At 69.9% G+C, this 13,570-nt stretch carries 12 protein-coding genes; 3 read left to right on the top strand and 9 right to left on the bottom strand.

Annotation, left to right across the window (positions count from 1 at the left end; genetic code table 11):
- Window positions 1–54 precede the first annotated feature (54 nt).
- Window positions 55–2,034, top strand: coding sequence for an endonuclease/exonuclease/phosphatase family protein (locus AB4070_RS14595; RefSeq protein ID WP_441980738.1), 1,980 nt, complete (start codon window positions 55–57; stop codon window positions 2,032–2,034).
- A gap of 41 nt (window positions 2,035–2,075) precedes the next feature.
- On the opposite strand, the gene AB4070_RS14590 is transcribed toward AB4070_RS14595, so the two are convergent.
- A complete protein-coding gene (locus tag AB4070_RS14590; protein WP_441980737.1) occupies window positions 2,076–3,725 on the bottom strand; it encodes a thiamine pyrophosphate-binding protein in 1,650 nt (549 codons plus the stop codon).
- A 163-nt stretch (window positions 3,726–3,888) separates the two neighbouring features.
- On the opposite strand from AB4070_RS14590, the gene AB4070_RS14585 reads away from it, so the two are divergent.
- Window positions 3,889–4,398, top strand: coding sequence for a phosphoribosyltransferase (locus AB4070_RS14585; RefSeq protein ID WP_046748858.1), 510 nt, complete (start codon window positions 3,889–3,891; stop codon window positions 4,396–4,398).
- 58 nt (window positions 4,399–4,456) lie between these two features.
- Here AB4070_RS14585 and AB4070_RS14580 read toward each other — a convergent pair whose 3' ends face one another.
- The 8 genes from AB4070_RS14580 to AB4070_RS14545 form a co-directional block, all read right to left on the bottom strand.
- The gene (locus tag AB4070_RS14580; RefSeq protein WP_441980736.1) at window positions 4,457–5,980 is read right to left on the bottom strand and encodes an ATP-dependent DNA ligase; all 1,524 of its coding nucleotides are present in this window, start codon (window positions 5,978–5,980) and stop codon (window positions 4,457–4,459) included.
- A gap of 183 nt (window positions 5,981–6,163) precedes the next feature.
- A complete protein-coding gene (locus AB4070_RS14575) occupies window positions 6,164–6,934 on the bottom strand; it encodes an enoyl-CoA hydratase/isomerase family protein (protein WP_441980735.1) in 771 nt (256 codons plus the stop codon).
- A 12-nt stretch (window positions 6,935–6,946) separates the two neighbouring features.
- Window positions 6,947–8,110: a 1,2-phenylacetyl-CoA epoxidase subunit PaaE gene (gene paaE / locus AB4070_RS14570; protein WP_441980734.1), complete on the bottom strand. Its 1,164-nt coding sequence runs from the start codon at window positions 8,108–8,110 to the stop codon at window positions 6,947–6,949.
- Between the two features lies 1 nt (window position 8,111).
- Window positions 8,112–8,606 (bottom strand): 1,2-phenylacetyl-CoA epoxidase subunit PaaD, encoded by a 495-nt coding sequence (gene paaD / locus AB4070_RS14565; RefSeq protein ID WP_282846174.1) that lies wholly within the window; start codon window positions 8,604–8,606, stop codon window positions 8,112–8,114.
- Window positions 8,600–9,427: a 1,2-phenylacetyl-CoA epoxidase subunit PaaC gene (gene paaC, locus AB4070_RS14560; protein WP_441980891.1), complete on the bottom strand. Its 828-nt coding sequence runs from the start codon at window positions 9,425–9,427 to the stop codon at window positions 8,600–8,602. Before paaC ends, paaD begins: the two co-directional genes overlap by 7 nt.
- A gap of 35 nt (window positions 9,428–9,462) precedes the next feature.
- Entirely contained in the window at window positions 9,463–9,768 is a 306-nt protein-coding gene (gene paaB, locus AB4070_RS14555) for a 1,2-phenylacetyl-CoA epoxidase subunit PaaB (RefSeq protein WP_017828375.1), read from the bottom strand.
- On the bottom strand, window positions 9,768–10,742 hold the full coding sequence (gene paaA, locus AB4070_RS14550) for a 1,2-phenylacetyl-CoA epoxidase subunit PaaA (RefSeq protein ID WP_441980733.1): 975 nt from the start codon (window positions 10,740–10,742) through the stop codon (window positions 9,768–9,770). Before paaA ends, paaB begins: the two co-directional genes overlap by 1 nt.
- A 101-nt stretch (window positions 10,743–10,843) precedes the next feature.
- Window positions 10,844–11,263: a pilus assembly protein CpaE gene (locus AB4070_RS14545; RefSeq protein ID WP_441980732.1), complete on the bottom strand. Its 420-nt coding sequence runs from the start codon at window positions 11,261–11,263 to the stop codon at window positions 10,844–10,846.
- A gap of 128 nt (window positions 11,264–11,391) precedes the next feature.
- Between AB4070_RS14545 and AB4070_RS14540 the strand changes: the two genes are divergently transcribed.
- On the top strand, window positions 11,392–13,545 hold the full coding sequence (locus AB4070_RS14540; protein ID WP_441980731.1) for a RecQ family ATP-dependent DNA helicase: 2,154 nt from the start codon (window positions 11,392–11,394) through the stop codon (window positions 13,543–13,545).
- Window positions 13,546–13,570: the final 25 nt, after the last annotated feature.

Here is a 13,570-nt window from a genome sequence, read left to right as displayed (position 1 = left end):
CATCCGGCGCCCGTAGCTTTCGATGCGCCACGTCGTCGAAAGGACCTTCTCGTCATGACCTCCGCCTCTCGGCCGAAGCGGGGGCTCCTCGCCCTGCTCGGCACCGGCATCGTTCTCGCCGGTCTTCTGGTCGTTCCCGCCGCTCAGGCGGCGGACGGGATGCTCACGCTGGACACTCCCCGCATCGGGATCGACGAGACGGTCACGTTCTCGTTCGACGCCGGCTCAGCTGTGCACGACCGCAACTGGATCGGGATCTACCGTGACGGCGCGGTGCCCGGCGGTCCGGCGTCCCTCGACTGGCGATACGTCCCCGACCAGACCGGCCAGGTCGCGTGGAACCCTTCGCGTCGGGACGGTTGGACCCGCAACTCGGCGACGATGGGGGCGGGCGAGTACGACGTCTACCTCCTCGAAGACGACGGCTACACCGTGCTGGCCGGGCCGATCGACCTCACCGTCACGGACGAGGAGCCGGAGCAGCCTGTCGCGCCGGCTGAACCGAAGCCCGAGGTCGGAGGGAAGAGCGGCCTGAACGTGCTCACCTTCAACGTCTGGCACGGTGGCACCCAGGTCGCCGACGGTGCGCGTCAGATCGCCGACGTCATCGCGCAGACCGACGCCGACGTGACCTTCCTCCCCGAAGTGGGGCAGGCGCCTGCTCAGGTCGCCGCGCTGCTCGGCTACCAGCACCTCACGGCGACCGACACCGGGATCGTCTCGCGCTATCCGATCGTCTCCACCGACACGATCGGCCGCTGGTGGTCGAAGGCGGTCCTCGACGTGAACGGATCGGAGGTCGTCGTGTACGGCGGCCACCTGGAGTACCGCTGGTACACCACGTACCTCCCGCGCGGTTACGGAGGGGAGATCCACGGCGACTGGCCGTCCGGATGGAACACCTGGGACAAGCTCGACGCTCCGGTGACGGACGTCGAGGCCATCCTGGAGGCGAACGCGCAGTCCGGCAGACCTGCTGCCGCCGCAGAGCTGCTCGCCGACATCGCCTCAGAGCGCACGGCCGGACGTATCGCCATCGTGGGCGGCGACTTCAACGAGCCGCCGTCGCAGGACTGGACCGCAGCGACCGCCGACCTCTTCGACCACAACGGCGTCGTCGTTCCCTGGCAGACGACGCAGAAGCTGCTCGACGGGGGCCTGGTCGATGCCTTCCGCACCGTGCATCCCGATCCCGCGGCGAATCCGGGCTTCACGTGGCCGTCTGACAATCCTCTGTTCCCCACGTCATCTCTGACCTGGGCTCCCGACGCCGACGAACGCGACCGCATCGACTACGTCTTCGCCACGCCGGATGAGCGACTGTCGATCGACGGAGCGAGCGTCGTGGGGCCGCAGTCGACGATCGTGCGCAACCAGCGTGTCGTCGATGACAGCGCCGATGAGATCCTGACACCGGATGCCGTCTGGCCCTCCGACCACAAGGCGGTGCTGGCGAACTTCACCGTCTGCGACGGCGGGTGCGCGACGCCCGAGCCCGAGCAGGCGACCGTGACGCTGGAGTCGGCATCGGTCGCCGCCGGCGATGCGATCACGATCTTCGGTGCCGGCTTCCCTGCCACCACAGCGCTGCGCATCGAGCTGCGTTCGACGCCGGTTCTGCTCGGTGCCGTGACGACGGACGTGACCGGCGTATTCCGCGTGACCGTGACCGTTCCCGCCGACACGGAGCCGGGCGCTCACCGCATCGTGCTCATCGATCCGGACGGCGTGGAGACGACGGCTGAGGTCGCCGTCACGGCCGCACCCGGCGGAACCGCCCCGGGCGGAGGCACTCCCGGGGGAGCCGCTCCGGGTGCTGCTCCCGCCGATGGGCTGGGGAGCGCGGCTGCCGGTTCCGGCATGACGAGGAACGGCGACCTCGCCGCGACAGGAGCCGACAGCGTCCCGTTCCTCCTCGCCGGGGTGCTGCTGCTGGCACTCGGAGCGGGCCTGGTCGTCGCGCGCAGACGCCGGCGCTCGGGTGATTCCGGGCTGAACGACGCAGGGGTGCGACGGAGTGCCGGCCCGACGTGATCGTCGTGCCGACACTCCGCGATGCCGCTGATCCCGCGGCGTCAGGAGTTCACGCGGATGATCTCCTGCTGGTACGGCGCGATCACATCGCCCGAGACGCGCAGATCGAGAAGCAGGAAGGGCCGCGACGACGGATCCTCCTCGACCCAGCTTGCGAGACGGTCGAGATCGGAGAGCGTGCGCACCACCACGCCCTCTGCGCCGACGGCCGCACCGAAGGCGGCGAAGTCGACCTCGGGGATGCGCATCGGTCCTTCCGCCAGCCCCTTGAGACCGTAGAGGTTGACCTCGGCTCCATAGGCCGCGTCGTTCCAGACCACCGCCATGCCGCGTCCTCCAGCCGCCCGGACGGCCGACTCCAGATCCGCGATCGCCATCAGACCGCCGCCGTCGCCGGAGGTGAGCACCACGGTGGACTCGCGACGCGCGAGAGCGGCCCCGACGACGCTCGGCCAACCGAGCCCGATCGACTGGAACGCGGTGCCGACCATCATCATGCGGTCGGGGGCCGCGACCGGCCAGTACATGTTCGCCCACCCGATGAAGTGTCCGCCGTCCGACACCACGACGCGGTCTTCCGGCAGCAGCTCGGCGATGCGACGAGCGGCGGAGCGCGGGTCGAGACGCCCATCGGGGGCCAGGTCGTCGCCGCGGTCGTAGGTGCGCGCAGCTGCCACGTCCACGCTCTCACGCCAGGAGTGCGCCGAGCCGGCGTCTCCGATCCGCGCCACGAGCTCTTCCGCGGCGAGACGGGCGTCCGCACGGACGAAGCCTCCGACGTGGGCGTGCGTCGCCGCCGCAACGATGTCGATCTGGAAGACCCTGGTCCCTGGCGCGAACAGGTCGCCGAAGCGCATCGTGAACTGGTTCAAGCCTGCTCCGAAGACGACGGCGACGTCCGCAGATCGCACGAGCTCCATCGCTCCGTCCGCGCCGAAGCCACCTGTCACGCCGAGGTCGTACCTGGTGTCGGGGAACACCCCGCGGCCCAGGGCGGAGGAGGCGGTGAGAGCGCCGGTGGCCGCGGCCAGCTCTCCCAGCACCGTGCTCGCACCGGACAGCCACGCACCACGACCGGCGAGCAGGAACGGGCGCTCCGCCCCGGCCAGGGCGGCGGCGATCTCGTCGAGCATCGCATCGGCGAACTCGCCGCGAGGGGCGAGCGGGGCCGGGATCCGGGGTGCGGGAGCGTCCGGCACCTCACCTGCTTCGAGCGCTGCGACGTCATAGGGGATCGCGAGGACGACGGGCACCCGGTAGGTGAGGGCGTGCTCGATCGCGATGACCGTGGTGGCGGCGGCATCGGCACGTCCGACCGTATAGGTGCGGGCGCCGACCGCCGAGGCGAGGGCGATCTGGTCGACGTCCCACGGGCGGGGGCCGGACGTGGGCTCATCGCCGACGACCAGCACCAGAGGCACCCGTGCCTGCACGGCCTCGGCGAGGGCGGTCAGCGTGTTCGTGAAGCCGGCTCCGTACGTCGAGGTGCCTGCGGCGATGCGACCCGAGGTGCGGAAGTGGGCGTCGGCTGCCACCACGGCACCCTGCTCGTGACGGACCGCGGTGAACACGGCATCCGTCTGCGTCTCGATCGCGTCGAGGAAGTAGGCGTTGCCGTTGCCCATCACCCCGAAGACGGCATCGATGTGCTGGGCGAGGGTGAGGGCGACATGGGCGGACACGGAGGGCATGGGAGAGCCTTTCGAGACAGGGACGGAGGTACTGCGGGATCCGTATGTGTCTCGCCTCCGCGTCTTCGCGAAGTGCTTCGTGCCTCTTTTTCAGGCACCGGCCTGGCCGGACCAGCTCAGTCTATCGGCGAGCGAGGCCGGCGAGATGCGGGAGAATGCAGGAATGACTGATGCCGAGATCGAGCGCGAGACACTCACCTGGGACGGCTTCGGGGAGGCGACGCGCGATCTGGCACGAAGCATCCTGGACAGCGGCTTCATGCCGGAGGTCGTCGTCGCCATCGCCCGGGGCGGCCTGCTCCCGGCAGGGGCGATCGCCTACGGGCTGGGCGCCAAGAACTGCGGCGCCATCAATGTCGAGTTCTACACCGGCATCGGCACGGTGCTCGACGCGCCCGAGGTGCTGCCTCCCGAGCTCGACATGGCGTACCTCGATGGGCGCCGAGTGCTGCTGGTCGACGACGTGGCCGACTCAGGACGGACGCTCGCGCTGGCCGTGCAGCTGCTGAAGGACAAGGGCGCCGATGTGCGGTCGGTCACGATCTACACCAAGCCCTCCACGATCATCCAGCCCGACTTCGCGTGGAAGGACACCGACCTCTGGATCAACTTCCCGTGGTCGTTCCGCGGCACCGTGCGCGAAGAGGACCTGGGACTCGCCCCGTCGGCCTGAACGCCGTCCGCCTGAACGCCGTCCGCCTGAACGCCGTCCGCCTGACTCGCGTGGCTCGTCAGCCGCGCAGCAGGGAGCGCAGCGTCTGGATCGTGTCGGCTTCGGCCGGCGATTTGTCGGGCCGGTAGCCCTTCACCCGGGCGAAACGCAGTGCGATACCTCCCGGATACCGCGGAGAGCGCTGCACCCCGTCGATGGCGATCTCGACCACGACATCGGGGCGCAGGAACACTGTCGACGCCGTGCGGTGGGTCTCATGCTCGGGGAACTCCTCGGTCTGCCAGCGCAGCAGCTCGTCGGTGAGGCCCTTGAAGGTCTTGCCCACCATGACGAATCCCCCGGGGTCGCCGAATTCGCCGTCGGGGTCGCGCGCACCCAGGTGCAGATTCGACAGCCACCCCCGGCGGCGGCCCGAACCCCATTCCGCACCGAGCACGACGAGGTCGAAGGTCAGCACGGGCTTGACCTTGACCCATGACTTCCCCCGGCGGCCGGCGGCGTAGGGAGCGTCGAGACCCTTGACCACGACACCCTCGTGGCCCGCGGCGAGGGCTTCGCGCGACAGCTGCTCCGCGGCATCGGGGTCGCCGGTCACGATGCCGGGCATCCGCCAGTCGCCGGCCACGCGCTCGAGCTCGGCGAGGCGGACCGAGAGCGGCTCGTCGATCAGGTCGCGCCCGTCCACGTGCAGCACGTCGAAGAACCACGGCCGCAGCACCAGCTCGCGGGAGGCATCGGCGCCGAACCGCGACATCGTCTCCTGGAAGGGTCGAGGCCCGCCGTCCTCGTCGAGCGACAGCGTCTCTCCGTCGAGGATGACATCGTCGACGGGAAGGGCGCGCACGATCTCGACGAGCTCCGGTACGCGGTGGGTGATGTCGGCCAGGCCCCGCGTGTAGACGCCGACGTCGTCGCCGTGGCGGTGCACCTGGATGCGGGCGCCGTCGAGCTTGTACTCCACCGACGCCGTGCCGGTGATCTCGAGTGCAGCCGATGGCGTCGCCGCGGTGGAGGCGAGCATGGGAAGGACAGGGCGGCCGACCTCGAGGCCGATCGCCGCGAGGGCGTCGGCGTCGTCGGCGAGGGCGGCACGCGCGGTCTCCCGGAGATCGCCGGAGAGCATCGCGGCGCGACGCACGAGGGTGAGTGGACGGTCGGACGCTTTCGCGACCGCGTCGAGAAGCACGCCCGACAATGCGCCGGTGCGAAGCTCGCCGAGCATGGCGCGGACGAGGAAGTCCCACTCGGCGGCCGTCGCTCGCGAGCCGAGCTCGCCGAGTATCCCGGTGCGGGCTGCAGCGGAGCCTGATCCCGAGGTGGCGGCGAGTGCGGTGAGTGCGGCGTCGACATCGCTCACCGTGAGGGTGGGTTCCCCGGCGTGCGTGATCTCGATGGCGGCGAGTCCCCGCCATCCGACGCCGAGCCGACCCTGGCGAGGAGCGGCCAGCAGGAGCCCCATGACGGCAGGGAGCGCGTCCGGTGCGGAGCGCGCCAGCAGTCGCGCGAGGGCATCGATCTTCGTGAGGCGGGAAGCCGTGGCGGAGACCTCTTCTGCCGTGGAGACGACCTCGGAGAGCATCATCTCCGTATTGTCGCATCGGCCTCCGACGCTGCAGAGGAACGAGCGCCGGCCGAGGCGTCGGTGACGTGCGCCGGTTCAGGCCGAAACGCCGGTTCAGACCGAAAGCCCCTCGAACTGCCTGATGCGGCGCGTATGCCTGATGCCGAGCGAGCGCGAGTTCCGCGGAACTGTGAACGAGGGGCGTCAGCGCCCGCGGAACTGGGGCCTGCGCTTCTCCTGGAATGCCGCGAAGCCCTCGCGGTAGTCGTCGGTGTCGCAGAGCGCGGCCTGTGCGGCGTTCTCGATCCCCACCGCATCCCACAGGGCGAGTCGCTCGTCTCGGATGCGGGCGACGAGCTCTTTGCTCGCGAGGAACGCCGCCGTCGCACCACGAGCCGCGGCAGCGGCCGCGTCGGTCGCGGCCCGCGCCACCTCATCGTCGGGGAACACGCGGGAGAACAGGCCGGAGGCCACGGCCTCGGTGCCGCTCATCAGGCGTCCCGTGTAGATGAGGTCGAGCGTCTTGTGCGCGCCGAGCCGGTCGAGGAACAGTGCGTGCCCGCCGGAGTCGAGCGTCGCGCCGAGGGCGGCGAACGGGGAGCCGATCTTCGCGGATTCCGCCACGTAGACGACATCGGTCGCGATCAGGAGTCCGAGCCCCACGCCGAGGCAGGCGCCGTGGGCGACCGCGAACGTCGGCGCGGGGAACCGCGACATGCGCTGCAGCAGCGGGGTCACGAGACCTCCGAGATAGCCGAGCACATCGTCGTCCCGGGGGTCGACGCCGGAGATGTCGCGCCCCGCGCAGAACGCTCGACCCTCGCCACGGAGCACGAGCGCGCGCACACCCGCTCCCTCCGCGTCGACATAGGCGGCGTCCAGTTCGGCGAGTGCCCTCTCGTCGAGAGCGTTCAGCTTCGATGGCGCGTCCAGCACGATCGTGGCCACGTCGTCGGCGATGGTGAGGTCGATCATGGGGCTCCTCGATCAGACGTCGTAGTCGACGACCACGCGGTCGCTGGTGGGGTGGGACTGACAGGTGAGCACGAAGCCGCGCTCGAGCTCGTCGGGCTCCAGGGCGTAGTTCTCGGTCATCGTCACGCTGCCCTCGATCACGCGTGCGCGGCAGGTGCCGCAGACCCCGCCGGCGCAGGCGAACGGAGCATCGGGCCGTACGCGCAGTGCCGCATTGAGCACCGACTCCCTGGCGTCGACGGGGCTCTCCACGGTCGACGAGACGCCGTCGAGAGTGACCTCGATACGCACCGTCTTCTCTCCGGCGCGCACCTGCACCGGCCGAGCCCCGCGCACGGGTTCATCACCCGTCGTGAACAGCTCGAAGCGGATGTGGGAGCGGTCGACACCGTGGTCGGCCAGCACTTCTCGACACAGGTCGACGAGAGCGAGCGGGCCGCACAGGAACCATTCGTCGACAGTCGACGGGGGGATGAGGGTCGCGAGGATCGTCCGGAGCTTCTCCTCGTCGATGCGCCCGGAGAGGACGGGAGCTGCCCGCTGTTCACGGGACAGTACGTGATGCAGCACGAGTCGGGTGGGGTAGCGGTCCTTGAGGTCGGCGAGGTCTTCCAGGAACATCACGTCGAGCGTGGCGCGGTTCGTGTACAGCAGGGTGAATCGCGACGTGTCCGACCGGGTGAGCACGGTGTGTGCGAGGGCCATCAGCGGCGTGATGCCGGAGCCGGCCGCGATTCCCACCACGTGCCGGTCGTCGAGGTCGGGCAGGGCGGAGGTGAAGGTGCCCTGCGGGCTCATCACGTCGATCTCGAAGCCGGCGTGGAGGCCGGTCTGCGCCCACGTGGAGAAGAGTCCTCCCTCGTCCCGCTTCACGGCGACGCTCAAGCGCGTGTCCTGTCCGTCGTCGCGGTGTTCAGGCGCGCGGCACAGCGAATAGGAACGTCGGACCTCGACGCCGTCGAGTGTCGTGCGCAGCGCGACGTACTGACCGGGCAGGTGGTCGTACTCGTCGGCGAGCGCGGCGGGAACCGTGAAGGTCACCTCGACAGCGTCCTCGGTGAGCGGGCGCACGTCTTCGACCGTGAGGGTGTGGAACCGGGCGCGTTTGCGGGGTGCGGTCTCGCGGGGCGTCGTCGCCCGCGGGGTGGGCGCGGGTGCGGAGGTGAAGAGCGACATGTCAGTGCACCTTGAAGTGGTCGAAGGGTTCGAGGCAGGCGCGGCACTCGAACAGCGCTTTGCATGACGTGGAGCCGAAGTGGGAGACCTCGCGCGTGTCGAGCGACCCGCAGCGGGGGCAGCGCACGCTCAACGCCAGGCGGATGGGGCCGGTCGACACGGCGGCGCGGCCCGAGGGCGGCGCGATGCCGTACTCGGCGAGCTTGGTCTTGCCCGCCTGCGTCATCCAGTCGGTCGTCCACGCAGGGGAGAGGACCAGGCGCACGAACACCTCGTCGAAGCCGGCAGCGGTGAGAGCCAGGACCACATCGTCGCGGATCGTGTCCATCGCGGGGCAGCCGCTGTAGGTGGGGGTGATGTCGACATGCACCGTGGTGCCGTCGACCTCCACCGCGCGCAGCACACCGAGGTCCTCGATCGTGAGGACGGGAACCTCGGGGTCGGGCACGGAGGCAGCGATCCGCCACGCTGCCTGCGTCGGTGTGAGTGTCACCATGTCGCCCCCGGATGCCTGCGGGCGAGCACCTGCATCTCGGCGAGGATGTGGCCGAGCGGCGTCGCATGCGCACCGGTGCGCCCACCCGCCGACGACGACATCACGGCGGGTACCGAGAGCTCCGCTTCCGCGAACACCGTCTCGACCACGCCGTCGAAAGCAGGCCGCAGCGTCGACGGCACCACGGCCGCGTCGCCGAGCCGCGCGATCAGATCGTCGTCGCGGAACAGCTCATCGACGTACGGCCACACGTCGCCGAGCGCGCGGATGATCCTGGCGCGCGACTCCTCCGTGCCTCCGGCGAGACGCAGGATCCACTGCACGGCGTGGTCGCGGTGGTAGTCGACCTCCTTGAGCGATTTCTCGGCGATCGCGGCGAACGTCTCGTCGCTGCTGCCGCGCAGGGCCGAGTACAGCTCGAACATGTAGGTGGCCACCACGAACTGGCGGGCGATGGTCTGGGCGAAGTCGCCGTTGGGCTGCTGCACGATCCATGCACAGCGGAAATCGGGTTCGTCGCGGAAGAAGGCCAGATCGTCTTCGCTGCGCCCGTCGAAGGATCCGGCGTAGTGGAGGAAGGAGCGCGCATGGCCGAGCAGGTCGAGCGCGATGTTGCCCAGAGCCACGTCCTCCTCGAGCTCGGGAGCGCGGGATATCCATGCACCGAGCTGTTGGGAGAGGATCAGCGCGTCGTCGCCGAGACGAAGCGCGTACTCCGCCACGTCGGCCGATGCGGCGACCGCGCCGGTGCCTGACAGCTCCTGCACGAGATCGAGCTGGTCGACAGAGACGTTCCCGTGCACGTCGATGTCCTCGTGCATGATGTCTTCGCCTGCCGTGTCTTCGTGTGCCGTGCTCACAGGTGCGGCACTCCCTCTGAGGCGGTGTAGTACACGGCGTGGCGGTAGTTCTTGCCGGCGGGACTCTCGAAGTAGGCGCCCTTGGCGTCGGGGTCGCTCGTGGTGATCGCGTCTGCGGGGGCGACCCAGATCGAGACGCCCTCTCCGCGGCGCGTGTACAGGTCGCGCGCATTGCGGATCGCCATCTCGGCGTCCGGCGCGTGCAGCGAACCGACGTGCACGTGGCTCAGCCCGCGGTTCGCACGGACGAAGACCTCCCACAGCGGCCAGGGCTCGCGCTCGTCGGCGCCGGGCGTCGCCATCACGCCACCGCCTTCGTCTTCAGCGACTGCTTGCGCGCGTACTCGGCCGCGGCCTCGCGTACCCAGGCACCCTCTTCATGAGCCGTCCGGCGGCGTTCGAGGCGTTCGGCGTTGCAGGGCCCGTTGCCGCGCACCACCTCGAAGAACTCGTCCCAGTCGATCTCGCCGATCACGTACTGTCCGCTCTCCTCGTCGAAGCGCAGGTCCGGGTCGGGCAGCGTGACGCCGAGGATCTCGGCCTGGGGCACGAGCATGCCGACGAAGCGCTGGCGCAGCTCATCGTTGGAGAACCGCTTGATCTTCCACTTCATCGACTGCGCCGAGTTGGGGGACTGGTCATCGGGCGGCCCGAACATGGCGAGGCTCGGCCAGTACCAGCGGTTCACCGCGTCCTGAGCCATCACGCGCTGCTCCTCGGTGCCCTGCATCAGGGTGAGCAGGATCTCGAAGCCCTGACGCTGGTGGAAAGACTCCTCCTTGCAGACGCGCACCATGGCGCGGCCGTAGGGGCCGTAGGACGCCCGGCACAGCGGCACCTGGTTGCAGATCGCGGCGCCGTCGACGAGCCAGCCGATCGCGCCCATGTCCGCCCAGGTCGGGGTGGGGTAGTTGAAGATCGACGAGTACTTGGCCTTGCCGCTGATGAGCTGGTCCATCATCTCGTCGCGCGTGGTGCCGAGGGTCTGCGCGGCGGAGTAGAGGTAGAGGCCGTGACCGGCCTCGTCCTGCACCTTCGCCATCAGGATCGCCTTCCGCTTGAGGCTCGGCGCGCGCGTGATCCAGTTGCCCTCCGGCTGCATGCCGATGATCTCGGAGTGCGCGTGCTGCGAGATCTGCCGCACCAGTGTCTTGCGATAGGCGTCGGGCATCCAGTCGCGGGGTTCGATGCGCTGCTCGTTGGCGATGAGCTCGTCGAACAGGCGCTCCTCATCGGAGATCTCGCCCACCAGGGACAGGTCTGCGGGACTGGTCATCATCGACTCCTCGGCATCGGGCCATCTTTACTGACCGATCGTTTGGTAATTCTGACACAGTGGACTGCCGGTTTCAAGGCGGCGGCCTCAGTGCGATCGGGTCAGCGCGAGCGGGAGACGAGCTCGAGGAGGGCGCGGCCGTACGCCTCCGAGGGCTCGGGGTGCTCGAAAGCGAGCAGCTCGCCCCCGATCTCGATCTCGACGCGGAAGGAGTCCTCGAGGCGCACCAGCGAGCGGAACGTGCCGCGGAGCAGGTCGCGAAGCTGGTCCTCCCGCGGCAGCCATACGGCGTCCGCGAGTGTCACCGCGTCGAGCGCCCACTCCGTCGTGCCGTTGAACGCCAGGTCGGTGCCGCTCGGCGTCTGACGGGCCTCGATCGTCATCTCACTCACGGTGAAGACGTCGGCCTCCGCTTCGAGTTCCACGTCGTCGGGGAGGTCGAGCTGGAAGCGGTCGCCCTCGGCGGGATGCCAGATCAGTCCGGTATCCCGCAGGGTGACGGCGAGCTCGCGTGTGATCATTCCCTCACGCTAGACGACGGGACTCGCCCGGGGCCCGGCGAACCTGTGGAACGCGTCCCGGAGGTGTCGGAGGTGTCGGAGGTGTCGGAGGTGTGGGAGGTGTCGGGGGTGTGGGGCAGAGTGGAGGGATGACCGACGACGACGCTGCTGCATCCCCCGAGGTCACCGACCTCCGCGAGTCCGCCCGTGCGGCGCTGCGCGAACTCGTCGGACGTCCGGACGCCGACTTCCACGACGGGCAGTATGAGGCGATCGAGGCGCTCGTCCAAGGGCGCCGCCGCGCGCTCGTGGTGCAGCGCACCGGGTGGGGCAAGTCCGCTGTCTACTTCGTCGCCACGCTCCTCCTGCGTCGGCAGGGGGCGGGCCCGACCGTGCTGGTGTCTCCGCTGCTCGCCCTCATGCGCGATCAGATCGCCGCCGCCGAACGTGCGGGGGTGCGGGCCGTCGCGATCAACTCCACCAATGCGCACGAGTGGTCCGACGTGCTCGCGCAGCTCGATCGCGATGAGGTCGATGTGCTGCTGGTCTCTCCCGAGAGGCTCAACAATCCCGCCTTCCGGGAGCAGCAGCTGCCGGCGCTCGTCCGGCGCATCGGGATGCTGGTGGTCGACGAGGCGCACTGCATCAGCGACTGGGGTCACGACTTCCGTCCCGACTACCGCCGCCTGCGCGACCTGATCGCACAGATGCCCCCCGACGTTCCGGTGCTCGCGACCACGGCGACCGCCAACAGTCGTGTCGTGTCCGACGTGGCCGAGCAGCTCGGCAGCCTCCGAGCGGACGACGCGGTGGCCGGCGACGCCGATGCCGTTCCGGTGCTCACGATCCGCGGGCCGCTCGCCCGGACGTCGCTGCGACTGGGAGTGCTGCGCCTGCGCGATTCGGCGAGTCGCCTCGCCTGGCTGCTGAGCCACCTCGACGACCTGCCGGGTTCCGGCATCATCTACACGTTGACGGTCGCGGCCGCCGTCGACACCGCACGCCTGCTGCGTGAGCACGGCCACGACGTGCGTGCCTACACCGGGCAGACCGACCCCGACGAGCGCGCCGAGTCCGAGGGGATGCTCAAGCGCAACGAGGTCAAGGCTCTCGTCGCCACGAGCGCACTGGGCATGGGGTTCGACAAGCCCGATCTGGGTTTCGTGCTGCACCTCGGAGCGCCGTCTTCTCCCGTGGCGTACTACCAGCAGGTGGGTCGTGCCGGACGTGCCAGCGAAAGCGCGGACGTGCTGCTGCTCCCCGGTGTCGAGGACCGTGACATCTGGCACTACTTCGCTACCGCTTCGATGCCCGATCGTGAACGAGCCGAGCGGGTGATCGGGGCGCTCGGCGACGCTCCGATCTCGACGCCGGCGCTCGAGGCGATGGTCGACATCCGCCGCACGCCGCTCGAGCTGCTGTTGAAGGTGCTCGACGTCGACGGCGCAGTCCGGCGCGTGCAGGGCGGGTGGGTCGCGACCGGTGCGCCGTGGACCTACGATGCCGAGCGGTATGAGCGCATCGCCGCCGAGCGTGTCGCCGAGCAGCATCACATGGTCGAGTACGAGCAGACCGACGGCTGCCGCATGGAGTTCCTGCAGCGCGCGCTCGACGACGACACGGCGGCGCCGTGCGGGAGGTGCGACAACTGCGCGGGAGAGTGGTTCCCGCGGGAGATCGGCGCCTCCGCGAGCTCGCAGGCCGTGGAATCGCTCGACCGCGTCGGAGTGCCGATCGAGCCTCGTCGTGCCTGGCCGACCGGCGCCGACCGGCTGGATGTGCCGGTCAAGGGGCGCATCCCGGCAGAAGAGCAGGCGAGCGAGGGGCGCGCACTCGCGCGTCTCACCGATCTGGGCTGGGGCGGGGCGCTGCGCGAGCTGTTCGCGGCCGGTGCACCGGATGCCGCGGTGACACCGCAGGTGCTGCAGGCGTGCGTCCGCGTGCTCGCGGGGTGGGGATGGGAGGAGCGCCCCGTGGCAGTGGTCGCGATGCCGTCGCGTTCGCACCCGCTGCTGGTCGACTCGCTCGCGCGCGGACTCGCCGATGTCGGGCGCCTGCCGTATCTCGGCGCGCTCGAACTCGCGGGAGGAGGGCCTTCCGGCGGGCCGGGCGGGAACAGCGTTTTCCGCCTCGCGGGGCTCTGGGAGCGCTTCAATGCTCGGCATCTGGATGTGCCGACCGGACCCGTGCTGCTCGTCGACGACCTCGTCGACAGTCGGTGGACGATGACCGTCGCGGCGCGTGAGCTCCGTCGTGCCGGGGCGACGGGCGTGCTGCCCTTCGCACTGGCGGTGCGCGGCTGACAGTCGACCGTCGGGCTGACGCTGA

Source organism: Microbacterium sp. 2RAF4 (assembly GCF_052115285.1).
Lineage (GTDB): Bacteria > Actinomycetota > Actinomycetes > Actinomycetales > Microbacteriaceae > Microbacterium > Microbacterium oxydans.
Note: the sequence above shows the minus strand (reverse complement) of the source record. Positions and strands in the feature narration are given on the sequence as shown.